At 53.6% G+C, this 25,480-nt stretch carries 25 protein-coding genes; 13 read left to right on the top strand and 12 right to left on the bottom strand.

What is annotated here, in order from left to right:
• Positions 1-48 precede the first annotated feature (48 nt).
• Positions 49-1,383, bottom strand: a complete 1,335-nt coding sequence (locus NG99_RS09045; protein WP_034891208.1) for a gluconate:H+ symporter — start codon at positions 1,381-1,383, stop codon at positions 49-51.
• Between the two features lie 74 nt (positions 1,384-1,457).
• Positions 1,458-2,522: a mannonate dehydratase gene (gene uxuA, locus NG99_RS09040; RefSeq protein ID WP_034891205.1), complete on the bottom strand. Its 1,065-nt coding sequence runs from the start codon at positions 2,520-2,522 to the stop codon at positions 1,458-1,460.
• A gap of 229 nt (positions 2,523-2,751) precedes the next feature.
• Between uxuA and rlmG the strand changes: the two genes are divergently transcribed.
• On the top strand, positions 2,752-3,879 hold the full coding sequence (rlmG, locus tag NG99_RS09035; protein ID WP_034891202.1) for a 23S rRNA (guanine(1835)-N(2))-methyltransferase RlmG: 1,128 nt from the start codon (positions 2,752-2,754) through the stop codon (positions 3,877-3,879).
• 85 nt (positions 3,880-3,964) lie between these two features.
• Here the strand turns inward: rlmG and NG99_RS09030 are convergent, their stop codons facing one another.
• Positions 3,965-4,681 (bottom strand): polyphenol oxidase family protein, encoded by a 717-nt coding sequence (locus NG99_RS09030; RefSeq protein ID WP_034891199.1) that lies wholly within the window; start codon positions 4,679-4,681, stop codon positions 3,965-3,967.
• 130 nt (positions 4,682-4,811) lie between these two features.
• Here NG99_RS09030 and NG99_RS09025 point away from each other — a divergent pair, with 130 nt between their 5' ends.
• A complete protein-coding gene (locus NG99_RS09025; protein ID WP_034891196.1) occupies positions 4,812-5,612 on the top strand; it encodes a 5'-nucleotidase, lipoprotein e(P4) family in 801 nt (266 codons plus the stop codon).
• 49 nt (positions 5,613-5,661) lie between these two features.
• On the opposite strand, the gene NG99_RS09020 is transcribed toward NG99_RS09025, so the two are convergent.
• Positions 5,662-7,671 (bottom strand): NADPH-dependent 2,4-dienoyl-CoA reductase, encoded by a 2,010-nt coding sequence (locus NG99_RS09020; RefSeq protein ID WP_034891193.1) that lies wholly within the window; start codon positions 7,669-7,671, stop codon positions 5,662-5,664.
• Between the two features lie 177 nt (positions 7,672-7,848).
• Here NG99_RS09020 and NG99_RS09015 point away from each other — a divergent pair, with 177 nt between their 5' ends.
• Complete coding sequence (locus NG99_RS09015) at positions 7,849-9,168, top strand: gluconate:H+ symporter (protein WP_034891191.1); 1,320 nt, start codon at positions 7,849-7,851, stop codon at positions 9,166-9,168.
• Between the two features lie 86 nt (positions 9,169-9,254).
• Positions 9,255-9,758 (top strand): DUF1543 domain-containing protein, encoded by a 504-nt coding sequence (locus NG99_RS09010; RefSeq protein WP_034891188.1) that lies wholly within the window; start codon positions 9,255-9,257, stop codon positions 9,756-9,758.
• A gap of 4 nt (positions 9,759-9,762) precedes the next feature.
• Here the strand turns inward: NG99_RS09010 and NG99_RS09005 are convergent, their stop codons facing one another.
• Entirely contained in the window at positions 9,763-10,674 is a 912-nt protein-coding gene (locus NG99_RS09005; RefSeq protein WP_034891186.1) for a LysR family transcriptional regulator, read from the bottom strand.
• A gap of 144 nt (positions 10,675-10,818) precedes the next feature.
• On the opposite strand from NG99_RS09005, the gene hpxD reads away from it, so the two are divergent.
• The 6 genes from hpxD (at position 10,819) to NG99_RS08980 (ending at position 16,901) form a co-directional block, all read left to right on the top strand.
• A complete protein-coding gene (hpxD, locus tag NG99_RS09000) occupies positions 10,819-11,850 on the top strand; it encodes a molybdenum cofactor-independent xanthine hydroxylase subunit HpxD (RefSeq protein ID WP_034891183.1) in 1,032 nt (343 codons plus the stop codon).
• A 9-nt stretch (positions 11,851-11,859) separates the two neighbouring features.
• On the top strand, positions 11,860-12,831 hold the full coding sequence (locus NG99_RS08995) for a PDR/VanB family oxidoreductase (RefSeq protein ID WP_034891180.1): 972 nt from the start codon (positions 11,860-11,862) through the stop codon (positions 12,829-12,831).
• A gap of 567 nt (positions 12,832-13,398) precedes the next feature.
• A complete protein-coding gene (locus tag NG99_RS08990; protein WP_034891177.1) occupies positions 13,399-14,025 on the top strand; it encodes a carbonic anhydrase in 627 nt (208 codons plus the stop codon).
• Complete coding sequence (locus NG99_RS08985) at positions 14,022-15,500, top strand: SulP family inorganic anion transporter (protein ID WP_034891174.1); 1,479 nt, start codon at positions 14,022-14,024, stop codon at positions 15,498-15,500. Before NG99_RS08990 ends, NG99_RS08985 begins: the two co-directional genes overlap by 4 nt.
• 92 nt (positions 15,501-15,592) lie before the next feature.
• The gene (locus NG99_RS28170; RefSeq protein WP_072017571.1) at positions 15,593-15,748 is read left to right on the top strand and encodes a Hok/Gef family protein; all 156 of its coding nucleotides are present in this window, start codon (positions 15,593-15,595) and stop codon (positions 15,746-15,748) included.
• Positions 15,749-15,791: 43 nt separating this feature from the next.
• Positions 15,792-16,901: an AI-2E family transporter gene (locus NG99_RS08980; protein ID WP_034891171.1), complete on the top strand. Its 1,110-nt coding sequence runs from the start codon at positions 15,792-15,794 to the stop codon at positions 16,899-16,901.
• 67 nt (positions 16,902-16,968) lie between these two features.
• Here the strand turns inward: NG99_RS08980 and NG99_RS08975 are convergent, their stop codons facing one another.
• Genes NG99_RS08975 through NG99_RS08965 form a run of 3 tightly spaced genes read right to left on the bottom strand, consistent with a single transcriptional unit; the run spans position 16,969 to position 19,529 of the window.
• A complete protein-coding gene (locus NG99_RS08975; protein ID WP_157032596.1) occupies positions 16,969-17,748 on the bottom strand; it encodes an ABC transporter ATP-binding protein in 780 nt (259 codons plus the stop codon).
• Positions 17,748-18,509 carry an ABC transporter permease gene (locus tag NG99_RS08970; protein ID WP_034891167.1) on the bottom strand — a complete coding sequence of 254 codons (762 nt, stop codon included), beginning with the start codon at positions 18,507-18,509 and terminating at the stop codon, positions 17,748-17,750. The genes NG99_RS08975 and NG99_RS08970 overlap by 1 nt, the downstream gene beginning before the upstream one ends.
• 9 nt (positions 18,510-18,518) lie before the next feature.
• Positions 18,519-19,529: an ABC transporter substrate-binding protein gene (locus NG99_RS08965; RefSeq protein WP_034891164.1), complete on the bottom strand. Its 1,011-nt coding sequence runs from the start codon at positions 19,527-19,529 to the stop codon at positions 18,519-18,521.
• Positions 19,530-20,021: 492 nt separating this feature from the next.
• On the opposite strand from NG99_RS08965, the gene aqpZ reads away from it, so the two are divergent.
• Positions 20,022-20,717, top strand: coding sequence for an aquaporin Z (gene aqpZ / locus NG99_RS08960; protein ID WP_034891161.1), 696 nt, complete (start codon positions 20,022-20,024; stop codon positions 20,715-20,717).
• A 157-nt stretch (positions 20,718-20,874) separates the two neighbouring features.
• On the opposite strand, the gene NG99_RS08955 is transcribed toward aqpZ, so the two are convergent.
• The 4 genes from NG99_RS08955 to NG99_RS08940 form a co-directional block, all read right to left on the bottom strand.
• Positions 20,875-21,270, bottom strand: coding sequence for a VOC family protein (locus NG99_RS08955; protein WP_034891158.1), 396 nt, complete (start codon positions 21,268-21,270; stop codon positions 20,875-20,877).
• Between the two features lie 376 nt (positions 21,271-21,646).
• Positions 21,647-22,465, bottom strand: coding sequence for a hypothetical protein (locus tag NG99_RS08950; protein ID WP_157032595.1), 819 nt, complete (start codon positions 22,463-22,465; stop codon positions 21,647-21,649).
• 37 nt (positions 22,466-22,502) lie between these two features.
• Positions 22,503-22,985 carry an Hcp family type VI secretion system effector gene (locus NG99_RS08945; RefSeq protein ID WP_034891152.1) on the bottom strand — a complete coding sequence of 161 codons (483 nt, stop codon included), beginning with the start codon at positions 22,983-22,985 and terminating at the stop codon, positions 22,503-22,505.
• Positions 22,986-23,094: 109 nt separating this feature from the next.
• Positions 23,095-23,577 carry an Hcp family type VI secretion system effector gene (locus tag NG99_RS08940; RefSeq protein WP_034891150.1) on the bottom strand — a complete coding sequence of 161 codons (483 nt, stop codon included), beginning with the start codon at positions 23,575-23,577 and terminating at the stop codon, positions 23,095-23,097.
• 849 nt (positions 23,578-24,426) lie between these two features.
• Here NG99_RS08940 and tssB point away from each other — a divergent pair.
• Entirely contained in the window at positions 24,427-24,924 is a 498-nt protein-coding gene (gene tssB / locus NG99_RS08930) for a type VI secretion system contractile sheath small subunit (protein ID WP_034891144.1), read from the top strand.
• 29 nt (positions 24,925-24,953) lie between these two features.
• The coding region (locus tag NG99_RS08925) for a type VI secretion system contractile sheath domain-containing protein (RefSeq protein WP_034891557.1) at positions 24,954-25,480 on the top strand (527 nt) is incomplete at its 3' end.

The following is a 25,480-nucleotide window of genomic DNA, read 5'->3' as shown; positions in this document are numbered from 1 at the left end:
CGCCACTCCCTGCTCATCTCAGACAGCTATCGCCAGTGCGGCGGCCAGTCAGCGAATCCACAGGCTGAGGAACAGCACCATCGCCAGCCCGGCCACCGAACCAAACAGCTCCAGCAGCCCCCAGGTCTTGAAGGTATCTTTCATTGAGATGCCAAACGTCTCTTTAAACAGCAGGAACCCGCCGTCATACATCAGGGTAATGGTGTTGCTGCCGCAGGCTACCGACAGCGCCATCAGCGCGGGATTAATATGAAACGCATCAATCATCGGGGCCACGATCCCTGCCGAGGTAATCGCCGCCACCGCACCCTGACCGGTCAGAATGCGAATGACGGCGGTGATCAGCCAGGCAACGATCAGCGGAGAAAGAGGAACGTGGCTCATCACATGGACGATGCTGTCCCCGACATCGGAATCGATGATCACCTGTTTCAGAATGCCCCCTGCACTGATCACAAACAGCACGTTGGCAATTTGGGAGATAGACAGGCTGACGTTTTTGGTAATCCCCTCGGCAGTCATGCCCCGTTTGGCCCCCAGGAACCAGATGGCGGCACAGGTTGCAAACAGCATGCTGATCTCGGCGCTGCCGAGGAAGCTGCACAGGCTGGTGAGGAACGATCCTTTGCCCGCCAGCGGCTTAACGATGGAGGCCAGGATCATCAACACCGCCGGGATCAGCGGCACCATAATGCTGACTTTAAACGAGGGAAGCGCGTGCGGCTCGCGCTCGTCAATCGGTTTAATCATCGAGTTAAGCGGAATGCTGCCAATACCCGGCAGGAATTTCGGTAGCAGATACCCGGCGCAGAACAGCGCGGGCAAGATAACCAGCACGCCGTAGAGATAGACCTGAACAATATCGGCGTGGAAGGCGCTAATCAGCGCCACCGGACCGGGCTGAGGAGGGAACAGGCTGTGTCCCATCGTCGCGCCCACCACGGTGGGGATCACCAGTTTCATATAGGGAATATCGGCTTTTTTGGCGATATTCATCACCAGCGGCATTGCGATAAGAAAGGCCACTTCATAAAACATGGCGATGCCGAAAATCACCCCGATAAACATCAGGCCAACCGAGAGAAATCGGGTGCCGCAGTGGCGGATAACGGTATCGGCAATTTGCTGGCTGGCGCCCGATTCGGTCATAAATTTGCCAATCACCGCGCCGAAAATAATAATCAGCGCCAGATGGCCCATAATACTGCCAATGCCTTCCTGGATGGTTGAGGTTATTTTATCAAGCGGGATGCCTTCTAAAATAGCGACAAAAACACCGGCGATCAGCAGCGAGAAGATATTATGGAATTTATATTTCAGATTAAGAATCACCAGCAGCACTATCCCTGCCAGCACCCATAAAAGAGAGAAGAAAGGCGACATAGTAACCCTCAGGTATTATCGTTATATTTATCGCAGGAGAACAGAGGGCGGGAGAAACCTCCCGCCTGATAAAATTACTGGCGGCTGACGGCTTCCCATAAGCCGAGAAGGTAGGTCACGCCTAGCGCGCGGTCATACAGGCCATAGCCCGGGCGTCCGGTTTCTCCCCAGATAAACCGCCCGTGATCCGGACGAATATAGCCATCGAAGCCGTTGTCATGCAGTGATTTAATGACCTTCAGCATATCCAGCGAGCCATATTGCGTGGGGTGAGCCGATTCGTAGAAATCTTTATCCTGAATGATTTTAATATTTCTGACGTGGGCAAAGTGAATACGCTTACGACGCGAAAATTCAGCCAGAATGCTGTACACATCATTAGCCGGATCTTCTGCAATAGAGCCGGTGCATAATGTAATGCCGTTAGCTTCGGAATCTACCGCGTTACAGATCCAGTCCAGGTCATCACGATTTTTCACCACTCGCGGCAGGCCAAAGATTGAATACGGCGGATCGTCAGGATGGATCGCCATCTTAACGCCGACCTCTTCGCACACCGGAATTACCGCCTTCAGGAACCAGGCCAGATTTTCGCGCAGTTTCTCATCGTCCACGTCCTTATATTGCGCAAACAGATCCTGGACTTTGGCCAGCCGCTCCGGCTCCCAACCCGGCAGGGCAAAGCCGTTCGAGTTGTTCATCACCTCGTTAACGACTTCCTCCAGGCTTTTATCGATGTCCTTCTTCTCGAAGGCCATGGTCAGGGAGCCATCCGGCAGAAGATAGTTCATGTCGGTTTTCATCCAGTCGAACACCGGCATAAAGTTATAGCAAATGACCTTAACGCCAGACGCTGCCAGGTTGCGGATGGTCTGCTGATAGTTAGCGATGTAGCGGTCGCGGCTGGGCAGGCCGATTTTAATGTCGTCATGTATATTGACGCTCTCAATCACCTCCATGCTTAGCCCGGCCTGTCTGGCCTCGCCGACCAGCGCCTCGATTTTGTCTGTTGGCCAGACCTCGCCTACCGGCACATCGTACAGCGCTCCCACCACGCCTTCCACGCCCGGTACCTGACCAAAGTATTGCAGGGGAATTTTATCTTCCTTCGGGCCGAACCACCGCATTGTCATTTGCATACTGAATTCTCGCTTAACGGATTTGTTATCTGACTAACTACCATTCTAGTATATAGGTGCTATTTAATGACATGACGGCGGTCACATTATGCGCACCGGCCAGCCTGGCCGATTAACAGAGGTCTCTGGTCGGGAAAGGGGGCGAAGAAACGCCGTCAGCAAAGAAAAAAGTTTACTGTCAGGCCGTTTTAGGGGATAAATCGCGGGAAATTTACCACCCGGAGATCCCATGAGCCAATTCGAACTGAGCCACCGCACGCTGACGCTGCACCGTTTTCCCCAGACGCGCGAAGATAGCCCGTTACAGGCGTGGGATGCCGCCGACGAATATTTGCTACAGCATGTCGCCGATAAGCCAACCAACGGACCGACCCTGCTGTTTAATGACACCTTCGGCGCGCTGGCCTGCGTGCTGTACGGTGAAGAGCTTTACAGCATCAGCGACTCGCTGATGAGTGAGCTGGGCACCCGGCAGAACCTCAATCTGAACGCGATGGATGAAGGCGACGTAAAGTTTATTAACAGCCTTGCGCCGCTGCCGGCCAGCCCAGCCCGCGTGCTGATCAAGATCCCGAAAACGCTGGCGCTGCTGGAGCATCAGCTGCACTGCCTGCGCAGCGTGGTGACGCCAGAGACGCAGATTATCGCCGCCGGTAAGGCGAAAGATATCCATACCTCCACGCTGAACCTGTTCGAGCGCGTGCTGGGCGCCACCACTACCTCGCTGGCGGTGAAAAAGGCGAGGCTGATTTTCTGCCAGCCAACGCTGCCTGCGGTGGCTGAGATGCCGCTGACCTCTATCTGGCCGCTTGATGACACGCCTTATGAGATCCATAACCACGCCAACGTCTTTTCCCGCAGCGGGCTGGACGTTGGCGCGCGCTTCTTTATGGCTAACCTGCCGGATAACATTGACGGCGAAATTGCCGATCTCGGCTGCGGCAACGGCGTGATAGGGCTGACCGCGCTGGATCTGAACCCGGCAGCGGAAGTGCATTTTATCGATGAATCCTGGATGGCGGTGGCCTCCAGCCAGATGAACGTCGAGGTGAACCGCCCGGACGATCTCAGCCGCTGCCATTTCGAAGTGAATAACTCGCTGGCGGGCTTCCCGTCAGATCGTCTGCACGCGGTGCTGTGCAACCCGCCGTTCCATCAGCAGAATGCGCTGACGGACTACATTGCCTGGCAGATGTTTCGCGATGCCCGCCGCTGCCTTCAGGACGGCGGCGAGCTGCGTATCGTGGGTAACCGCCACCTGGACTATTACCGCAAAATGAAGAAGCTGTTCGGCAACTGCACCACCGTCGCTTCAAACCAGAAGTTTGTGATTCTGCGGTCGGTGAAGCTGCGTTAAAGCACTGTATTGAACAAGACAACAGGGCGAACCGTGAAAACGATTCGCCCTGTTGTTTACTGAGGATGCCCGATGAGCAAAAGCCTCAGCCAGTCCTTGCGATCCACGAGAAGCGCTGCTGGTAACCATGATCAAAATGAGTATTGCGGCGGTAGCTGTCCCGTTCTCCGGCCATGCAGTAGGTACAGATCTGGCTCAGTTCGATCTGCGCTTCAGGCACGCCTTCGCGCATCGCCATTCTTTTCGCCAGTAGCGGCAAATCAAACCAGACGCCCTGCGTGGTGGCCACGGCTTGCGCCCTGACGGCATTAGGGTTGGTTTGCTGCTGCGCGGAAAAAACGATCAGTCCGGCGAGGTCATTGGGATTCTCCTGCTGAATTCGCTCAATGCGCTCTTCGCCCAGCTCATAGCAGCAGGGGCCGATGGCAGGTCCAACAGCGATGCTCAGGCTGTCTGGCGTCGCGCCACGCTCGCAAAGCAAACGGATGGTGTTGATCAGCACGCCGCCCAGCGCGCCGTTGAGGCCAGCATGTACCGCCGCAACCTGGCGCTGGCGGCTGTCGGCAATCAGAATCGGCAGGCAGTCGGCAGTGTAAACCGCGACCGGTCGCGTACCCGTGCCGATAAGTCCATCAGCCTCACGGCTTTTTACCGGCAGCGCATCGCTGTCCAGCACCACATTGGGGCTGTGGCGCTGATGGTTATAAATGCTCTCTTGCGGCGGTTGCTCCCCGGCGGCAAGGAAGGCGTGATCGAGCCACTCCAGCGCAGAGAGCAGGGGCGATCGATAGTGTTGCGGCATGTTCCGGTCCTTTTCAGCAGTCAGCAGGCGAACAATTTCTTCACATTACGAGGGAAATGCTACATTTTTAAGGCGTTAACTCGCGAGCCTTTTCGTTACTTATTCTGGCAGGAGATACCCAAACTTGAAAATGAAAACAACGTTAAGTAGCGCCGCGCTGATCGTGCTGGCGCTCTCTGGCTGCGCTCAGCACAAACAGGATGCGGCGGATCGGCTGAACCAGCAATCGGTGATGGCGCTTAACTGGTTCCAGCAGTCCGGGGAGTATCAGGCTCTGGCCTATCAGGCGTTTAATTTCGCCACGCTGGCCTTTGACAAGGCGCCGTCGCTGACCGGTAAGCCGAAGGCGGTGATTGTCGATCTGGATGAAACGATGATCGACAACAGCGCCTACAGCGCCTGGCAGGTAAAGGCTAACCAGCCGTTTAACGACCAGAGCTGGTCGCGCTGGACCCAGGCAAAACAGGCGATTGCCGTGCCGGGCGCGGTGAATTTTGCCAACTACGTTAACAGCCACGGTGGCACCATGTTCTATGTCTCCAACCGGGACAGCAAGGACGGGGCCGCTACCGCCGAGAATCTGAAACAGCTGGGCTTTACCGGCGTGAACGACAAAACGCTGCGCCTGAAAACGGATGGCTCCAATAAGCAGGCGCGCTTTGACGCGATCAAAGCTGAAGGGTATGACGTGGTGCTGTATATCGGGGATAACCTCAACGATTACGGCGCGGCGACCTGGCATCAGGGCAACGCCCAGCGGCGCGCGTTTGTGAATCAGAACAACCGGCTGTTTGGCACCCGCTTCATCATTCTGCCGAATCCTCTCTATGGCGACTGGGAAAGCGGGCTGGGAGAAGGCTACAACAATTTGACGCCGGAGCAAAAGCTGCAAACCAGGGACGCGAACCTGAAGGCCTGGAGCGGGAAATAGCGCGGCTGGGTGCAGACATTGACGGGCGGAAAATCTTCCGCCCGTCAGTTCAGATCGCCAGCGCCAGCCTGGTTCCCTGCGCTATGGCCCGGCGGGCATCCAGCTCCATTGCCACATCAGCCCCGCCAATAATATGCAGCGGTTTACCCAGCGCCTTCAGCGATGCAGCCAGTTCGCGATTAGGTTCCTGACCGGCGCAAATCACTACGTTATCGACCTTAAGCAGCTGCGGCTCGCCGTCCCGCAGGATATGCAGCCCGCCATCGTCAATCCTGACATACTGTACGCCGCCCCACATCTGCACCGCGCGCATTTGCAGGCTCGCGCGGTGGATCCAACCGGTGGTTTTTCCCAGCCCGGCCCCTGGCTTGCCGGGCTTGCGCTGTAACAGCCAGATTTCACGTTCAGGCGATGGCAATACCGGCGGCACCAGACCGCCCGCGTTTTGCAGCGTCTGGTCAATCCCCCACTCCTGACAATAGGCGTCAACACTCAGGCTGGAGGACGGACCGTGCTGGCTGAGGTACTCGGCAGTATCAAATCCGATGCCGCCAGCGCCAATCAGCGCCACGCGCCGCCCCACCGGTTTCTTGTCGCGCAGCACGTCCAGATAGCTCAGCACGGAGGGATGATCTATTCCGGGGATCTCCGGCAGGCGCGGCACCACGCCCGTTGCCAGCACTACTTCGTCAAAGCTTGCCAGCGAGGAAGCCACCACCGTTTCGTTCAGGCGCAGCGTCACGCCCGTCAGCGTAAGCTGGCGGCGGAAATAGCGCAGCGTTTCGCTGAACTCCTCCTTCCCTGGGATCTGCCTGGCGATATTGAACTGGCCGCCTGTTTCCGCACTACGGTCGAACAGCGTAACCCGATGGCCGCGAGCCGCCGCGTTGACCGCAAATGCCAGCCCTGCGGGACCGGCGCCAATCACCGCAAGATTTTTAGGCTGACGGGCGGGCACCACCGGCATTTCCGTTTCATGACAGGCGCGAGGGTTAACCAGGCAAGAGGTGATCTTGCCAGCGAAAATCTGGTCGAGACAGGCCTGATTGCAGCCAATGCAGGTGTTGATCTCATCGCTGCGGTCGGACTGGGCTTTGCTTACCCACTCAGCATCGGCCAGAAAAGGGCGCGCCATCGAAATCATATCGGCGCAGCCTTCATCCAGTAAGGACTGCGCCACGTCAGGATGATTGATCCTGTTGGTGGTAATCAGCGGAATATGCAGATGCTGACGCAGTCGTTTAGTCACCCAGCCAAAGGCGCCGCGCGGCACCGAGGTGGCAATCGTCGGTATACGCGCCTCGTGCCAGCCGATGCCGGTATTGATAAGGGTTGCCCCCGCCTGCTCAACGGCTTTTGCCAGCCGTACGGTTTGCGGCAGCGTGTTACCCTGTTCGACCAGGTCGAGCATCGACAGACGAAAAATGAGGATAAATTCTGACCCGACCGCCTCCCTTACGGCTTTCACTATCTCAACTGCAAAGCGCATCCGACGGGTTTCATCGCCGCCCCATTCATCCTGTCGCTGGTTCGTGCGGGCCGCGAGAAACTGATTAATCAGATAGCCTTCAGACCCCATGATTTCTACGCCGTCATAGCCCGCTTCCTTCGCCAGCGCCGCGCAGTGGGCAAAGTCTTCGATCAGCGCAACAATTTCCGCGCCGCTCAGCTCGTGGGGCTGAAAGGGGTTGATCGGTGCCTGAAGCGGGGAGGGCGCCACCAAAGCAGGCTGATAGCTGTAGCGCCCGGCGTGGAGGATTTGCAGGGCGATTTTGCCGCCAGCCCGATGTACGGCCTCGGTAACCGGCCGGTGATGACTGAGTTGATCCCGATGGTTCAGGACGGAGGCCCCGGCCATCACTACGCCTTCCGCAGAGGGCGCAATGCCGCCGGTGACAATCAGCGCCACGCCAGCCGCGGCCCGTTCGGCATAGAAAGCGGCCAGCCGGTGCGGCCCGTCGGGATGCTCTTCCAGCCCGGTATGCATCGACCCCATCAGCACGCGATTTTTTAGCTGGGTAAAGCCCAGATCCAGCGGAGAGAACAAGGAAGTGTTCATATGACCCTGAAAGTGAGTGGTCGGATGAGTTCTACTGTAGCGGTGAAAAGTCCATTGTTAAAGTGTTGTTAACCGGAGTGTGACCTGCCGCCAATTATTGAGCTTCGCCAGCGGCAGGGCGGGCGGTAAGCAACTACACCTAATGCATCTTCTGATGACTTTATTCAAGGAAATCCCATGCCTGTAACCATTATCGCGGTGGGCGTGATCCTGCTGCTGGTGCTGATGATCGTTTTTAAAGTGAACGGCTTTCTTGCGCTGGTGTTTGTCTCGGCCGTGGTTGGCGTGGCGGAAGGGATGACGCCGCTGGCGGTGGTGGCTTCCATTCAAAAAGGGATTGGCGGCACGCTGGGCAGCCTGGCCATGATCCTCGGGTTTGGCGCGATGCTGGGCAGGCTGGTGTCCGATACCGGCGCAGCGCAGCGTGTTGCGACCACGCTGATCGCCGCCTTCGGCAAAAAGCATCTGCAATGGGCGCTGGTGGTGACCGGGCTGATTGTCGGGCTGGCGATGTTCTATGAAGTGGGCTTTGTACTGCTGCTGCCGCTGGTGTTTACCATTGTCGCGGCGGCGCAGATGCCGCTGCTGTACGTGGGCGTGCCGATGGTGGCCGCGCTGTCGGTCACCCATTGTTTCCTGCCGCCGCACCCCGGCCCAACGGCGATTGCCACCCTTTTCGGGGCGAATATCGGCACCACGCTGCTCTACGGGCTGATCATCACTATCCCGACGGTGATCGTCGCCGGGCCATTCTTCTCCCGTTTCCTGAAAAGCTTCGAGCGCGAGCCGCCGGAAGGCTTATTCAATCCGAAGATTTTTGAAGAGCATGAGATGCCGGGCTTCTGGATCAGCATCTTCGCCGCGGTAATCCCGGTGATCCTGATGGCGATTGCGGCCGTCTGCGAACTGACGATGCCGAAGGAGAATGCCGCCAGGCAATTCTTTGAATTTATTGGCAACCCTGCGGTAGCGCTGTTTATTTCGGTGGTGGTGGCGGTATTCACGCTTGGGCTGCGCAACGGACGAAAAATGGAAGAGGTGATGGATATCTGCGGCAGCTCGATCGCCGCCATTGCGATGATCGTCTTTATCATTGCCGGAGGCGGCGCGTTTAAGCAGGTGCTGGTTGACAGCGGCGTGGGTAATTATATCGCCGATCTGATGAAAGGATCGTCGCTGTCGCCGCTGCTGATGTGCTGGACCGTGGCCGCGATGCTGCGGGTGGCGCTGGGATCGGCCACCGTCGCGGCGATCACCACCGCCGGGATCGTCACGCCGATTATCGCCATCACCCATACCGATCCGGCGCTGATGGTGCTGGCCGTCGGCTCAGGCAGCGTGATCGCCTCGCACGTTAACGATCCTGGCTTCTGGTTGTTCAAGGGGTATTTCAACCTGACGGTGGTGGAAACGCTGAAGACCTGGACGGTGATGGAAACGCTGATCTCCTTCCTTGGCCTGGCAGGGGTGCTGATCCTCAACGCTCTTATTCACTGAGATTGCTGTAGCGGCCTGCCTTAATTTTCGTTGTATGCTAACGTATATAGCGAAGGTAATCAGGCCAGCGCTCAGAGGAGAAAAGGATGCACCTGTTTATGTTTTACCTTGGCGGCAACGCGGGCAAATCGAATATCGAGGTCCATGATATCCAGTTTGTGGTGGCAGACACGCCGGAAGCCGCATGGCCAGCGCTGCGTGAAGCCTGGTTCGGCGATGCGGATAAGATCCATGTCGATGGCTACGCCCGCATTACATGGGCTGACGGCTATAAAATCAGTCTGAGCAACACACCTGCCGCGCCGGGGAAAAGGCTGTTTTTCGTCAATGCGGGGGGCTACAAGCCAGACTCGCTGGCCGAGCTGCACGCTTTCGATCTGTTCGTCGCTACTGATGTGAAAGAAGCCAAAGCAAAAGCGTTAAAGGTGCTGCTTACCGGCGCCGATCAGCTGCACAAAGACAACCTGAAGGATGTCGACGACTGCCTGCTGTTAGAACAGATCGGAGAGTATTTTATCCATCTGGAGCCCAGCACTGACGGTAAACCGTTCACGCCGGACTGGCAGGGCTACCAGCCTATTGGTCGCTAAAGCTTCAGTCCGTCACGGCCAGGTCTTCCACCACATGGGTGATTTGCTGAATGACCTTCTGCGCCGCCCTGGAGAGCTGACGGGACGGCGCAGTGCAAAGCGCCAGCGTTAGCGGGCGAACCGGCGCTCCCTTCAGCGGAACGAAGCAAAACGTCCCCTCGCGAATTTCATTCAGCACATCCAGTCGGCTCAAAATGCTGATGCCGCTGCCGCCTTTGATCAGGGATTTTATTAAGCGGATATCGTTACAGACGATGATGTTATCCGGTGAAAAGGCGTGGCGCCGGTAAAGCATTTCCACCCGATCGTGCACCACCAGCGGATCGCCTGGCAGAATATGCCTTTCATCACTCAGCTCGCCCGGCGAGAGTGATTCACGCTGGCTAAGCGGATGATCCGCTGGTAGCACCACGCCAAGCGGCAGCTCGGCAAACGCAATCACCTCCAGACCAGACTGCCCCTCAGGATCGAGGATCAAGCCAAAATCCAGTTCAGCTTCGCTGATGCGCTGGCCGATCGTCTGGCTGTCATCCACGCTCAGATCGAGGCGCAGCCAGGGATGATCGGATGCGATCGCGGAAAGCACCTCCGCCAGCCGCCCCTCATTCATCGCCTGGATCAATCCCATGCTGACGTGCCCGCGCTTCAGACCCTGGATCTCATCAATGCGATCGAGGGTCCGCTGATATTCGCGCTGCCAGCGGCGAATGTCGGCGTACAGCAGCTCACCTGCCGTGGTCAGCCGCATCCCTTCCGGCAGGCGCTCAAAGAGGCGAGTGTTCAGATCCTCCTCTGCCTGAAGGATCTGACGATTAATTGCGGAGGCCGAAACGTGAAGTTTTTCGGCTGCTTTCCTCAGGCTGCCGCTGCTGGCGACCTCGGCGAAGTAGTGAGAAAACCGGGAAAAAGGGATCATGGGTCAACCTGTGTATCGTTTTATGCAACACCTTATTGAGAAATCAGTTATGGATCGCAACAGGTACTCCTGTCCACAATAATCTTAATCAAAAAGACGGGCCGGCAATGACCGGGCTGATGTGAGCAAATGACAGGTGACATCATGAATAACCCAACTCCCCCGGCACACTGCACGTTTGAGCCAGATGACTGGCTGCGCCTGGCCCGCTGCTGGCACCCGGTTGCCCGCTCCTGTGAGATTACGGGCGCGCCCACCAAGGCTATTCTGCTGGACGAACAGCTGGTGATTTACCGCATTAACGACCAGGTCGTGGTGGCAAAAGATGTCTGCCCGCATCGCGGCGTGCCGCTAACGCTGGGCTTTCACGACGAGCAGGGGATCGTTTGCCCCTATCACGGCCTGCGTTTTGGTGAAGGAGGGCGATGCAACCGCATTCCTTCCAGTCCGCAGCAGGCGATCCCGGCGAAGCTGAATCTTCTTACCTTTGCGGTAGAAGAGCGCTACGGCCTGATATGGGTTTGTATGGCCCCGGAAGAGGGCGCTACGCCGGAACTGCCGGTGATGCCGCATTGGGAAGATCAGGGCTTTCAGCAGCTCGTCTGTCCGCACTTTGACGTGGCTGGCTTTGCCGGACGCCAGGTAGAAGGCTTTCTTGACGTCGCGCACTTTGCCTGGATTCATACCGAAACCTTTGCCGACGCGGATAATCAGGAAGTGCCTGCCTACAATCCTGTTGAAACGAATTACGGCTTCAGCGTCGATTACTGGAGCTCTGTAGCGAACTATCCGGCTGGTTCGAATCTTATTGCGCCGGAAGGGTTTCAGTGGCTCAGGCATTTTGAGATGCATCTTCCGTTTACCGCCACGTTGACCATTCATTTTCCTGACAACGGGCGTCTGGCGATCATGAACGCCGCCTGCCCGGTTTCCGCCCGCAAAACCCGGATGTTTTCGCCGATTGCGCGTAACTTCGACCTGCACGTTTCGGTGGAGGACGTTTACGCCTTCAACCATCGGGTATTTGAAGAGGATCGGCTCATGGTGGAAACTCAGCGCCCGGAACGCCTGCCGCTGGACTTGACTCTCGAAGCGCATATCCCGGCCGATCGCAGCTCTATCGCCTATCGTCGTGGCCTCAAGCGCCAGGGGTTTGGCGAATTCTTTCTGGTTTAACGGGGGCTGATGATGGAAACATTACGCGTGGTGGTCGATGCGCTGTCCCGACAGGGGAAAGAGAATGTGGCGGTGAGTCTGGTGGCGGAGAGCGGCCAGCCACTGCCTGAGTGGGAGGCCGGAGCGCACATCGATCTCCACCTCGATAACGGGCTAATCCGCCAGTATTCCCTGACGGGTTCACCAACGAGGCGCGATCGTTTTCTTATCTGCGTCAGGCTGGAATCGCAGTCGCGCGGCGGATCGCGCTATATTCATGAGCGCCTGAAGCTGGGGCAGACGCTGACCGTTTCCGCGCCGCGCAACGCGTTCAGCCTGCTACCCGCGCAAAAAATCGTGCTGATGGCCGCCGGGATTGGCATCACGCCGCTGCTGGCGATGCTCGAATCTCTGGAAGTGAGCGGCACGCCGTTCGCGCTTCATTACTATGTGAAGGATCGCCAGAGTACGGCGCTGTTGCGGCATCTTGCCCGCCGTTTTCAGCATGGAAGCTGTGATATCTGGTACAGCAGCGAAGGGAACAGCCCGCGAGTTCATCTCCCTGCCGAGCTGATACAGCCAGAGGCCGGTAGTCATCTCTATATGTGCGGGCCGCAGGGGTTTATGAGCCATGTAAAAAATCAGGCGCTGGCAAAGGGCTGGCAGCAAGAAGCCCTGCACTCTGAAGCCTTTATGGCAGCCGCCCCCGCAGATACGACACCGCAAGGCGACGAGGTATTTACCATTACGATAGCCTCTTCAGGCGCCAGCTGGCCGGTACCGGTGGATAAGACCATCGCGGCGGTTTTGCAGGATAACGGTGTTTGCGTCCCCCTTTCCTGTGAAATGGGAATCTGTGGCGCCTGCCTGACGCCGGTTATTGAAGGGAGGGCCGATCACCGTGATACCGTCCAGTCGGCAGCGGAAAAATCGGCCTCTTCACAGCAGGTAGCACTATGCTGCTCCCGCAGCTTCAGTGCGAACCTGGTGATCGACCTTTAGATACCGTGAGCTTCTCTTTATCCAGGTATAGCCGCCGCAATCATGTAAAGATAATTAAGTATTTCAGGCTGTTTCTGACGATTCTTGATAAATGCCGTTATTACTACCCCGCTTATTTGTCCATAATGAAATAAACGACTTTCAGGCTATCACACCGTCGCAATTAAACTTTTTATTTTTTAAGTAACATAAGCAACCACGTAAAAAAGAGACGCTTGTCGCTTTTATTTTATTTTCATTATAGGTTTATCTTATGGATAAATAATTATATAACTTATAACTCATTGATTGTTTTTATTTTTTCTGTTATCGGGCATTTGGCGTTCATGCGAGGGTGTCTGTTTTTTATAAAAATCAATAATAAGTGTTTTAATTTAATAAAAATTACATTCAGGGTGTTTATTATGCCCAGGAATATTCTTAATCATTAATGTCAGTCTAAAATGTCAGAACTTATTACATTAAATGTGTACATACTTAAGCGGAGGTTACTCCTCCGTTTTTGATTATTTTCCTTTATCTTTCGCCCAGGCTTTTTCCTGCTGTTCTGAAAAGAGAGACTGTATTTTGACGACCCTAAAACCCTTGTTAGCGAAAAACCGCAGTTGGGCCTTGCAGCGCCGCCAACGCAATCCTCACTACTTCCAGCAGAACGTGCACTCGCAGCAGCCGCACTCCCTGTGGATTGGCTGCTCGGACAGTCGCGTCCCGGCAGAAGTCCTGACCGGCGCGCACCCCGGCGAGCTGTTTGTTCACCGTAATATCGCCAATATGGTCGTGGCGGGTGACGATAATTTTATGAGCGTGCTGCAGTACGCGCTGGAATATCTCAAAGTCTCACGCATCGTTCTCTGTGGGCATTACGGTTGCGGTGGCGTGCAGGCCGCTGTCGCCCTGCCGGATCTTCCTCTTTATGGCGAGAACTCGCCCCTTGCCCGACGAATTACCCAACTTAGAGAGGCGCTGGCGCCAGGTCTGGCAAAGGCCGATCGGATCGGAGACGAAAAGGAAAGGCTCAATCAGCTGGTTGAGGCTAACGTTCTTGCTCAATTTTCGCATCTGATCGCCGCTGAGCCGGTACTGAATATCTGGCGGGCAGGGGCGGAACTGGACGTGTTTGGCTGCGTGTATGATCTCCAGTCCGGGCATCTGAAAGAGTTAATCCAGCAAAGCGCAGAGGAGACTTCGCCATGAACTTAAATCATCTTCGTCGGGATATCCCGGCTGGCCTGGTGGTGTTTTTAGTCGCTTTGCCGCTTTGTCTCGGCATCGCGCAGGCCAGCGGCCTTCCGCCCTTTGTCGGCCTGCTGACCGGCGTCATCGGCGGGCTGGTGGTGACCACCTTTAGCCCCTCTAAATTTGCCGTCAGCGGTCCGGCCGCCGGGCTGGTGACCATTGTTACCGGCGCGATTGAAACGCTGGGATCGTTTTCCGCACTGCTGTTCGCGCTTGTTATCGCTGGCGTGCTGCAATTCATGCTGGGCGTTATGCGCACCGGACGTTTTATCACGCTGGTGCCGGGAACGGTGATCAAGGGGATGCTGGCCGCCATCGGTATTTTGCTGATTATTCAGCAGCTGCCGGTTGCTCTTGGCGCTGCCGAAGAGAGTGAGCTGAGCTCGCTGGTGACCGGCGGGGCATTCAGCGTGTCAATCCCGGCGATCGTGGTTTCCGGCGTGGGGCTATTTATTCTGTGGTTCTGGTCGACGCCGACGGTGAAAAAAATAAAGGCGTTAAGCTGGATGCCAGGCCCGCTGGTTGCCGTACTGTTTGGCTGCCTGGCAACCGTGGTTGGTGGGAGAATGTTCCCGGAGATAGTCAGTAACCTGCCGCGTATTTCCCTGCCGTCTTTCGACAGCCTTCAGGCGCTGACCGGCGAACTGGAGCGGCCAGACTGGCGCGTCTGGCAGAATCCAGCGGTCTATATGATTGCGGTCACGCTGGCTATTGTAGCCAGTCTGGAAACGCTGCTCAGCCAGGAAGCGCTGAAAAAGTTACGTTCGCAGAACCCGCCGCCTTCGCCGGATAAAGAGATGCGTGCGCAGGGGATAGGTAATCTGATCAGCGGTTTCCTTGGCGGCCTGCCGATTACCGCAGTGATTGTCCGCAGTTCGGTCAACGTCAGTGCGGGCGCGCAAAGCAAGGTTTCTATCCTGCTTCACGGGATTCTCCTGCTGGTCTGCGGCCTCTATTTTAGCGAACTGCTGAATGCCATCCCGCTGGCCAGCCTTGCCGCCGTGCTGCTGTATACCGGTTATAAGCTGGCGACGCCGCGCCTGTTTGTCGAACATTTCCGTCAGGGCGTGCAGCAATCCGTGCCTTTCCTCGCGACCATCGGCGGCATTCTGGTATTTGGGATGCTGGCAGGGATTGGGATAGGCCTGGCGACGCAAATCTTGTTTAGCGTGTATAAAAGCCATCACAACGCGATGATGCTGACGCGCTACGATAACCATTTTGTCCTGCGCTTCCAGCAGAACCTGACCTTTATGCATAACCCACGGTTGAAGGGGCTGCTGGCGGAGATCCCGGAGAACAGCGTGGTGATTGTCGAGCATGATAACGCGGAGTATATCGATCCTGATGTGAAAGCGGTCCTGAAAGACTTTGCCGAAGGCGCGGTCAAGCGCGGCATTGTGCTGAATCAGTGGCCGGTGAAACTGGCGTAAGAGGCATTACATTTTATTTGCAGAAATAATGGATCTATCGCGAGAAGGTAGCCTTTTACCTGCTGAAAAGCAACGGAAGAAGGAAGCCAAAGATGGCGCAAAAACTGCTCTTCCTGAGTCTGCTGGTGGTCTGCGTGACGATGCTGATCTTCACATGGCTCACCCGCGACACGCTATGCGAACTTATCCACAATTTAGATCCAGGTCGAACTGGCTTGATAAAGTCTTTTATTGCAAATGTGCTGTAGCGTTCTATGCTTCGTGAGCAAATTGCAGTTTAGAGGGACTGAGATGAGATTTAATGGCCTGACAAAAGGATTTTTTATCCTGATCCTTTTTATCGTAACGGTGGCTTTTCTTGACGTACTGGGACCGTACTACTCTTCAGTACTGTGGGCGGCTATCCTGGCGGTGATTTTTCACCCGATGAAAACCAAACTCAGACACATGATGGGTGACAAAAATGGCCTTGCCACTTTCCTAACCCTGCTGGCGATCTGTTTAATTGTCTTCACGCCGCTGGCGATTATTGCCTCTTCCATGGCGATTGAATTTAACATGGTCTATACCAAGCTGCAGTCAAACAATACGCAGCTACCCACTATTCTTGCCGATGTTATGCGGCACCTGCCGGGCTGGGCACAGAGCTTCCTGACCGAACATCATCTGAATACGGCGGCCAGCATCCAGCAGAAGCTCTCGCAGGTTGCCCTGCAGGGCGGGCAGTATCTGGCAGGCAGCGTGTTCCTGATCGGTAAAAGCACCTTCAGCTTTGTGGTGGGCTTTGGCATTATGCTGTACCTGCTGTTTTTCCTGCTCAAGGATGGCGCATACCTGGTTAACCTGATCCTTGAGGCGCTGCCGCTTTCCACCTACGTTAAGCATCATCTGTTTATGAAGTTTGCGGCCGTTTCGCGGGCTACGGTGAAAGGCACCGTCGTGGTTGCGATTGTGCAAGGCGCGCTTGGCGCCCTGGCATTCTGGATCACCGACATTGACGGCATTCTGCTTTGGGGAGCGCTGATGGCCTTCCTTTCCCTGATCCCTGCGGTGGGCTCCGCCATTATCTGGGTACCCGCAGCCATCTTCTTCTTCGGCTCAGGCGTGCTGTGGAAAGGGCTGTTTATCGTGGTCTTCTTCGTTGTGGTGATCGGCCTGGTCGATAATATTCTTCGTCCGCTGCTGGTGGGCAAAGACACCAAAATGCCGGACTATCTGATCCTTATCGCGACGCTGGGCGGGATGGAGATCTATGGCATCAACGGCTTCGTGATTGGGCCGCTGATTGCCGCGATGTTTATCGCCTGCTGGAATCTGCTTTCCGGCAAGGATAACCGCGAAAATATCGACGAGATCGATGAAGAGTTTATCGAGGAAGGCAAAGCGCCACCTGAAGGCTGATTCAGCACCGGACGGATTGATGCAAACTCAGCAAAAGCAGCTCTCAGGAGCTGCTTTTTTCTATCGGCTAACTGGCCATCTCCCGCTTGAACACCTCAAGCGTATGCGCTTTTACCCGCACGAACTCCGGATGGCTGGTGATTTCGGCCGTGCGGGGGCGAGGCAAATCAAAGGGGATAATTTCCGCCACGCGAGTAGGGCGACGCGTTAGCAGCAGAATTTCGTCAGCCAGAAACACCGCGTCTTCCAGGTCATGCGAGACAATCAGCATGGTAACGCCGGTCGCCAACTGGGCCTGCTGCAACTTATCGCGGATAAACAGCGTCATCTCAAAATCGAGGGCAGAGAACGGCTCATCGAGAAACATGACTTCAGGACTGGTCGCCATCGCGCGCATAATGCACACCGTTTGCTGCTGCCCTCCCGACAGTTCGTAGGGATATCGCTGCAAATCGAAGCGGATATCAAACATTTCTGTCAGTTCAGCGACCCGTTTTTTTACCGCATTCGCCTTCATTCCCCGGCGCTTCAGCGGCCAGGCGATATTGTTCCAGGCGCTTAACCAGGGAAACAGGGCATCGCGGTAGTTCTGGAACACATAGCCGATGGTTGTCTCCGCCAGCGTTTTGCCGTCAAACAATATTTGCCCACGGTCGAGCGGTATCAGCCCGGCGATCATGTTCATCAGGGTTGATTTTCCACAGCCGTTGGGACCGAAAATCGACACAATTTTCCCCTTGGGGAAGTCCAGATTGAGATTCTGATAGAGGGGCTGCCCGGCGAAGGATTTATCCAGCCCCCGCAGAGTGACATGGGTACCAGGTTGAGGGTAACGGGGTTCTGTCATTATTTGCCGCTCCAGTGTACGCATCGCTTCTCAATCAACAAAAAGCCCAGATTTAACAGATAGCCAAACGCGCCGGTAACCAGGATCGAGGCATACATATCTTTGATATTGAACAGCTGCTGCGCATCGATAATACGGTGGCCCAGCCCGGTCTCAGACCCAATAAACATCTCGGCGACAATAACAATCACCAGCGCCATGGAGACGCCCGTTCGCAGGCCGACAAAAGTCTGCGGCAGACTTTCCAGTAGCAGAATATCTTTGAATATGTGCCAGCGAGAAACGCCCATCACCTGCGCGGCCATGATGCGGGTCTTCTTCGCGTTCATGACGCCGTAGGCGCTGTTAAACAGGATCACCAGCACCGCCGCAAAGGCCGCGATAGCAATCTTGTTGGCATCGGTAATGCCGAAAATCAGCATAAATAGCGGGATCAGCGCTGAGGACGGCGTGGAGCGGAAAAAATCCACCAGGAACTCAACGCTGCGATAGAGACGCTCGCTGCTGCCGAGCATCACGCCCAGCGGCACGCCGATAACGGCGGAGACGACAAATGCCATCAGCGTGCGGTACAGCGTATCGCCTATATCCCGATTCATGCTGCCATCGGCCAGCGCGCTGAACAGGTAGCTTAGCGTCTCTCCGGGTGAAGGCAGCAGAACAGGGTTCAGCCATTTTGCGCTGACGGCCGTTTGCCACAGCAGAAATAACAGCAGCGGTCCAGCCAGCGGCAGCAGCCGATGGCGCCAGGTTCGGATCATTTCGCCTCCCTATGCCTTATAAATCAACGGTGCCACTTGCAGAGGCTTGCTGAAAATTTTCCGCTCGCTGAAGACGTCATAAAACTTCTGGAACCATTGCAGATTATCGCCGGTGAGCTGGTCATACATCACAAAGCCGGGCAGAGGGACTTCCTTAACCAGCGCCGCTTCAATCCCAGTGTAACCGGCAACATACTGACGAGCCTCTTCAGGATGCTGCTGGATAAATTTCACCGCCTCGCCATAAGCATTAATGACCTGACGGGCGCGGGTGCCGTCGGCATTGATAAAGCTGCTGGTAAGCGCGGCGGCACCGCCAAACCACGGCGCGCTGGCCTCGCCCAGCACATATTTGGCAATCACGCCGGTCTCAAGCACTTTACCCAGCCCCTTCATGCGCGCAACCGTACCGGTTGGTTCCAGAGTATAAACACCGTCGATCTGCCCGGCGGCTAATGAGGGCACATGCTGGCCAACAGGCAGCTCAATAATTTTGGGATCGGTGAAGCCATTTTTCTCCAGAATGATCTTCGCCATAGTAACGTTCTGAACGCCTGGGCCACTGGCAATGCGTTTCCCTTTCAAATCGGCAATAGATTTTGCCGTGCTGTTGGTGGGGACCAGGAACTCATCCAGCACCATTTTTTCGTTAGAGGGATTTGAGCAGATAATTTTGAACAGGTCCGGGCTGGTAATGGCGCCCAGACCCAGCGCGCCGGTTGCAGTACCGTTGGCGCATCCGTGAATCCGCCCGGTTATCATCGCCTCCACCACCTGCTGCGGGCTGGCAAATTTTACCGCCCGAACGTTCAGCCCGGCCTGTTTAAAGAAGCCTTTTTCAATACCAACATATAAAGGCAAGCCGCCGACAATTGGCCAGTAGCCAATCAAAATCTCCTCGTCGGCTGCCATTGCTGGCAGACAACCCAACATGCCGCTGAGCGCTACGCCTCCCAGGGTCAGCGCCGAGTATTTCATCACCTGACGACGCTGAGCATCGATCTTCTCTTTATTGCGCATAGCTCGTTTCTCCGCATAGGTGACCGGTATCCGGCCTTGTATACAAGTCTGAGGTAATCAATGCAGGAGTTATGCCAGGTCCGACACCAGCCATAAATCGTGCCCTTGAGCGGGCTCACAGAGAAATGTGGGGCGTTATTGGTGCGCGTAACGCACCATTCTGGGCTGAGCGGGAGGGCAATCTCTACAGCGGGAGTGCAGCGGGTTAATAAACAGGCTACAACGATTTCTGGCGGCGCGTCGTGTCAGGTTGAACGCTCATTATCGTAAGAACGTTTCAGTTTTGTTACTGTAAAAATGCAAAAGCCGCAGGCTCTTTATTTGTTCTGAGCTCTTCTGTCTGCCAACGGTGGCGGCGGAAAAAAATTCTCGTATACACCTATCATTATGACGGGATTGAATAAATTCAGTTTCCTTCTGCTCCTTACGGATTATTATAGGTCTGCGTTATCTGAACGCTGTTAACTGTTTACTAACAGAAGGAACTTGAAAATGTTAAGAAAAACAGCTGCTGAACTTTTCGGCACGTTCTGGTTGGTATTGGGGGGCTGCGGAAGCGCAGTCCTGGCTGCGGCATTTCCACAGCTCGGTATAGGGTTTGCAGGGGTGGCACTCGCATTTGGTCTGACGGTCCTGACCATGGCGTTTGCCGTGGGCCATATTTCAGGCGGTCATTTCAACCCGGCGGTGACGCTTGGTCTGTGGGCCGGTGGCAGGATTTCTTTTAGCGATGTTATCCCTTACATCATTGCTCAGGTCATCGGCGGTATCGCTGCCGGCGGCGTCCTGTATCTGATTGCGAGCGGCAAGGCTGGTTTTGACGTGACGGCCAGTGGCTTCGCCTCTAATGGATTCGGGGAACACTCCCCAGGCGGATTTTCGCTTCAGTCTGCGGTCATCACTGAGCTGGTCCTTACCGCTTTCTTCCTGATCATCATTCATGGCGCGACGGATAAACGTGCGCCAGCCGGTTTCGCCCCGATTGCCATTGGTCTGGCGCTGACGCTTATTCACCTTATCAGCATCCCGGTGACCAATACTTCCGTGAATCCGGCGCGAAGCACTGCCGTGGCGGTATTCCAGGGAACGTGGGCTTTACAGCAGCTCTGGGTATTCTGGGTCGTGCCGCTGGTGGGGGGTGTTGCAGGCGGGCTGATTTATCGCTTCCTTCTGCAAAGTAAGGACTGACAGCCTTTGCTGCCTGTCTCGCTGATTGATGCCCTGCCGCGTGGCGGGGCATTCTTCTTTCTGGGGAAACATCTCCTTGTCAGGCCCGTTTATCCTGCAAAGAAGTTAGTTTTTGAGTTCATCTGCAAAAGGTAACCGCCTGACGGAGGTCATTAAGTCAGGCGTTCTGGTAGAGATCCCAGCGGTTGCCATAGATATCTTCAAAAACAACAACAGTTCCGTATTCTTCTTCGCGCGGCTCCTCGCAGAAATGCACCCCTTTTTCCTTCATCAAAGAGTAATCGCGCCAGAAGTCGTCGGTCTGTAGGAAAAGGAAAACACGACCACCGCACTGGTTGCCGATGAATGATTTCTGACGTTCGTTAGATGCCTGAGCCAGAAGCAGATTGCAGTCACTTCCCGGGGCAGGAGTGACAACTACCCAGCGTTTACCCGGTTGAGGGGTATCCTCCACGAGGTGAAAGCCTAACCTGGTGGTGTAGTAATCGATTGCCCGATCGTAGTCATCGACAACAATAGCGACGTAACCCATGCATCTTTTCTGTGTTCTCACTGCATTCTCCTTACATGGAATATCTACCTGCACCCCGACGAAATTACCTTATCTGCTGTATTAACCCAGTAAAATATTTCCGGCGCACCGGCTCAATGTATCAGACAGGGGCGCTCCCTGACGATATCCTGAAGCGGTTAAAAATCAACCGCTAATGATGGTGTTTCACATGGAAAACGTAAGGAGTGAAAGTGGACAATGCCCTTGCACGGCTATTGACCACTTCTGTTAAGAATTCTGTCCGGGGAATGCGCATCAGTGCCTGAACTCGACAACAATGGGGTTTTGAGAGCAAACCGTACGAAAGCGTACGGCAAGGTATTATAAGGATTATTGGCGTTCGGCCACACGCGCAATAAGAAATTTAACCGAGAATTTATGAGTAATTATCGATTGCGTTTAATATGCTTTTTATCTGCTGAGATTTCTTTATATTTACGCCAGGCTCAACAAACAAAACATCTCCACCAGAAATAAATATTGATGACTCTTGATCGCTAAACATTATTTTATGTGGAGATGATAGCGATTTATTAACCCACTCCATGAATTCTGATGATATTTCATGAGCCCTGTATTGTAATCCCTGATTACTCAGGACATCTAAAAACTGGTTCTTGGTTAAGGTTTTTGTTCCGTTTGAGGGCCATGCATTATTTTTATCAAGTGATTGACTAAATGACTCAAATAAATTTATGAGATCGATTTTAAATCCTGAAAGCTTGTTCAGAAGTATAGTCAGAATATTGAGTTCACTGATGCTGTAAACGTTAAGTGATTTTACGGTGTCAAATATTTTATTAGTCACTGCCGACGCAATGACAGGTGAAATTAAGTTAATTGGATTCCCTTTGTAAAAATTCCTTGCTATGGGAATGGCCGCCGAAACAATACTCAACCCTAAAGATAAAGAATTGGTCCTCTGCTTATGCAATTCCGCATAAAAGGGTATGGATCTTATTGATTGTTGAGCCCAGGACCTGTATCCATCGTCGTATTTCATTTGTCGATTACTTTCAGCATCGCCGTCGAAAGTTACTGAAGAACTTCTTAGTTTTTTTAAATATTGTTGGTCGGCAAGATTTATCTCCTGAATAATATAAAATATGGAGTTGTTATCCAAACAATTTGACTGTTGCTCAGAAAATGTTTTTGAGAATCTGATAAAATCATCGTAACTAAATTTACTCATCATATTTTCCTGATAATTAAGGGCTGATGAAATATCTTGCTTATATTTCTCTGTTTTCCTTTATGTTCCATCCAGATAATGATGAAGCACCTTTGGTTCCCAATTCGGTTTGTTCTATATACTCAATCTGGAATTCAGCTGCCTGAAATGAATATTTCATACCAACAGTAGGTCTGCGAATTATACCAATGTATGTAACATTCGTTATCAGAACCTCCTTCAGTTTGATTTTAATGTATTCCAGAGCGTTCCCACCGGCCTTACAAACTGAAAGTGTTATTTCATTGATATGTTTTCCGCCAGAGCAGTATTTAAGCAGTGCAGGCGTGGCTTTGTCTACAGCCGCTATAACTGTAAGATCATCAAAATTTGCTTTCCCTGCACCACCACCGCCTCCAACAAACATGTTACCTGGCTGAAAAACTCCCCAGTCGAAGGATATAATGTCTATCCATTTTTCGTGGCCAGCTTCCTCGCATTCTCCGTTTACTCCATCAACTTTCAAATAAATATTATTTTCCATATTCTAAATGTCTCTTAATGGTTTTGTAATCCTTAACACATCTGCCGGGTGACTCCTGAAAATATAAAATAATAACTTTCCGTTATATTTAATCTTTCAGGGGGATATTTCACATCTCTTTATTTTCCTTAATGCTCCAGCCGGCACTAACTTCAGCGCCTTTACCACCTTTGTCTGATTGTTCCCAATATTGCTGCTTAACCTGAGCCGCCTGGAAAGTAAAGGTAACACCTAGGGTGTCATTGCCTGCCGTACCTGTAAACCCGACGGAAGTCACAAGCACATCTGTCAGCGTAATACGAGAGTATTCAACCTGACTTCCCCCCGCCTTACAAATTGAAACCTCGACACTATTAACATGCTTTCCACTGGCACAATATTTAAGGATTGCTGGTGTAGATTTATCGACCAAAGCTACAACACTGAGGTCCTTAAAGTTAACCTTACCAGCACCACCGCCGCCGCCTACATCCATGTTTCCTGGTTGAGTGGCTCCCCATGAGAATGAATGTATATCGGTCCAGTTTTTATGATTAGAATCATTTGATTCGCCATTAACGCCATCTACTTTTAAAAACATATCAATAGCCATTTTGCTCTCTCTGTAGGTTAAATATAACGCTTGCGATTAATAAGTAACGTTACTGTATCTGTTTTTCAATGTTTTTAACTGCCCCTGCCGCTTTCCAGGATATTTCCTAAAAAAAGCACTTACTTTATCACCAGTGTCAGTGACGAGCAGATTTGCTTCTGTTATGCAGTTTTGCGGCATGAAGGCGATAAAAACTCACGCTTATCGCTCAGCAAATCAAGGGCGCCGTGATGCGGCAGCGCCATCCTGAATTGACAGATTTCACCCATTCCAACCGCTACCCTGCTAAGCCAGACCCGCTGTGAGCCATGAATAAGCTTTCTTCGCGTCGTCAAAGTGGTCATGGAAGCTGTAATTAAAGCTTAACAATCCCGACAGCTTCTGCTTCGGCTGACGTGTGAACTGCGATGATCAGGTGCTCGATGAATTTGGCTTTGCTGATGGCGATCTCACTCGTGCCATAACCAGGATGCCGGAAGATCTCTAAGTATAAATGGTCCGTTTGGCAGGAATACTTACAGTCCAGCGTGAGCAATGATTGCAACACTTCGACTTCAAAAAGTAACTCTCCGCTAACAATTAGAATGGTTGTATTATTTATTCGAGAAAAAGTATCTATAGTGACTAATATCTCAAAACTTAGATCTATTTCTTGAGATTAATCGTGGTCATTTTTTTATCATCTTCAGTGAGTTAACATGAATTTTAATAAATTATTTCATATAAAACAGTAATAAAGATCTGATTTGCTTCGTTGATTTAGGTGCGTGAGCTGTTATATTCGCGCGGTAACGCACAGGGAAAGTGTGCCTACGCGTGCTTTCCACGCCATTTTCACAAGGAGTAAACGTGAGTAATTCTTATCAGAATGAAATCCCCAAAGCTCGTATAAATCTAAAGCTTGACCTGCACACCGGTGCGGCTGTCAGCAAAACCGAGCTACCTCTTAAGCTGCTGGTGACCGGCGATTTCAGCAACGGCGCGGAAGATCGCCCGCTATCTGAGCGTGAAAAGGTCAACGTGAACAAAAACAACTTCAACAGCGTGCTGGCCGATATCGCACCCGCAGTGGCATTTGCCGTGCCGAACATGTTGGCCCGCGACGGCAGCGAAGAAAGTGTTCAGCTTAACTTCCGCGATATGAAGGACTTCGAGCCTGAGCAGGTCGCCCGTCAAATCCCACAGCTGCGCGCCATGCTGGCGATGCGTAACCTGCTGCGCGACCTCAAATCTAACCTGCTGGATAACGTTACCTTCCGCAAAGAGCTGGAAGTCATCCTGAAAGATCCCGCCCTGAGCGAGGAACTGCGCGGCGAGCTGTCTGCGTTAGCCAGCGATCAAGCCTGATCATCCCCGTAACGGACTACTGAGAGAGAATGCTGATGTCAGTTCAGAATGAAACCCGTGCAGCCGGTGAAACCACCGTGCTGGATCGCCCGGCTACGTGCGGCGTATATGCTTCGCTGTTTGAAAAAATTAACCTCAACCCGGTCAACGTGTTGAGCGATCTGAATGTCTGGCAGGACAGCCAGACGATGTCCGACGCCACCGCCGACGAGCGCGTGACCGCCGCGATGCAGGTGTTCCTGACGCGACTGAAAATCAGCGGCGAGAAAGTTGAGAAGCTGGATAAAAATCTGCTGGATCATCACATCGCTGAACTGGACCGCCAGATCAGCCGCCAGTTGGACGCGGTAATGCACCATGACGAATTCCAGAAAGTGGAATCGACGTGGCGCGGCCTGAAGTCGCTGATCGATAAAACCGACTTCCGTCAGAACGTCAACATTGAGCTGCTTGACCTGTCGAAAGACGATTTGCGTCAGGATTTTGAAGACGCGCCGGAAATTATTCAAAGCGGATTATATCAGCACACCTACACAGCGGAGTACGACAGCCCGGG

The organism is Erwinia typographi (assembly GCF_000773975.1).
GTDB lineage: Bacteria > Pseudomonadota > Gammaproteobacteria > Enterobacterales > Enterobacteriaceae > Erwinia > Erwinia typographi.
The sequence above is the reverse complement of the archived record's forward strand: the minus strand, read 5'-3'. Positions and strand labels throughout refer to the sequence as shown.

Bases quoted from the DNA above. Each gene is read 5' to 3' on its own strand.
- NG99_RS09030 (WP_034891199.1), bottom strand. From the start codon at position 4,681: ATGCCGCAACACTATCGATCGCCCCTGCTCTCTGCGCTGGAGTGGCTC.
- NG99_RS08965 (WP_034891164.1), bottom strand. From the start codon at position 19,529: ATGCGCAATAAAGAGAAGATCGATGCTCAGCGTCGTCAGGTGATGAAA.
- NG99_RS08980 (WP_034891171.1), top strand. From the start codon at position 15,792: ATGAGATTTAATGGCCTGACAAAAGGATTTTTTATCCTGATCCTTTTT.
- NG99_RS28170 (WP_072017571.1), top strand. From the start codon at position 15,593: ATGGCGCAAAAACTGCTCTTCCTGAGTCTGCTGGTGGTCTGCGTGACG.
- NG99_RS09015 (WP_034891191.1), top strand. From the start codon at position 7,849: ATGCCTGTAACCATTATCGCGGTGGGCGTGATCCTGCTGCTGGTGCTG.
- NG99_RS08950 (WP_157032595.1), bottom strand. From the start codon at position 22,465: ATGATGAGTAAATTTAGTTACGATGATTTTATCAGATTCTCAAAAACA.
- uxuA (WP_034891205.1), bottom strand. From the start codon at position 2,522: ATGCAAATGACAATGCGGTGGTTCGGCCCGAAGGAAGATAAAATTCCC.
- NG99_RS08995 (WP_034891180.1), top strand. From the start codon at position 11,860: ATGATGGAAACATTACGCGTGGTGGTCGATGCGCTGTCCCGACAGGGG.
- hpxD (WP_034891183.1), top strand. From the start codon at position 10,819: ATGAATAACCCAACTCCCCCGGCACACTGCACGTTTGAGCCAGATGAC.
- NG99_RS09020 (WP_034891193.1), bottom strand. From the start codon at position 7,671: ATGAACACTTCCTTGTTCTCTCCGCTGGATCTGGGCTTTACCCAGCTA.
- NG99_RS08970 (WP_034891167.1), bottom strand. From the start codon at position 18,509: ATGATCCGAACCTGGCGCCATCGGCTGCTGCCGCTGGCTGGACCGCTG.
- NG99_RS08945 (WP_034891152.1), bottom strand. From the start codon at position 22,985: ATGGAAAATAATATTTATTTGAAAGTTGATGGAGTAAACGGAGAATGC.
- NG99_RS08975 (WP_157032596.1), bottom strand. From the start codon at position 17,748: ATGACAGAACCCCGTTACCCTCAACCTGGTACCCATGTCACTCTGCGG.
- NG99_RS09005 (WP_034891186.1), bottom strand. From the start codon at position 10,674: ATGATCCCTTTTTCCCGGTTTTCTCACTACTTCGCCGAGGTCGCCAGC.
- NG99_RS09045 (WP_034891208.1), bottom strand. From the start codon at position 1,383: ATGTCGCCTTTCTTCTCTCTTTTATGGGTGCTGGCAGGGATAGTGCTG.
- NG99_RS09010 (WP_034891188.1), top strand. From the start codon at position 9,255: ATGCACCTGTTTATGTTTTACCTTGGCGGCAACGCGGGCAAATCGAAT.
- NG99_RS09025 (WP_034891196.1), top strand. From the start codon at position 4,812: ATGAAAACAACGTTAAGTAGCGCCGCGCTGATCGTGCTGGCGCTCTCT.
- rlmG (WP_034891202.1), top strand. From the start codon at position 2,752: ATGAGCCAATTCGAACTGAGCCACCGCACGCTGACGCTGCACCGTTTT.
- NG99_RS08985 (WP_034891174.1), top strand. From the start codon at position 14,022: ATGAACTTAAATCATCTTCGTCGGGATATCCCGGCTGGCCTGGTGGTG.
- NG99_RS08940 (WP_034891150.1), bottom strand. From the start codon at position 23,577: ATGGCTATTGATATGTTTTTAAAAGTAGATGGCGTTAATGGCGAATCA.
- aqpZ (WP_034891161.1), top strand. From the start codon at position 20,022: ATGTTAAGAAAAACAGCTGCTGAACTTTTCGGCACGTTCTGGTTGGTA.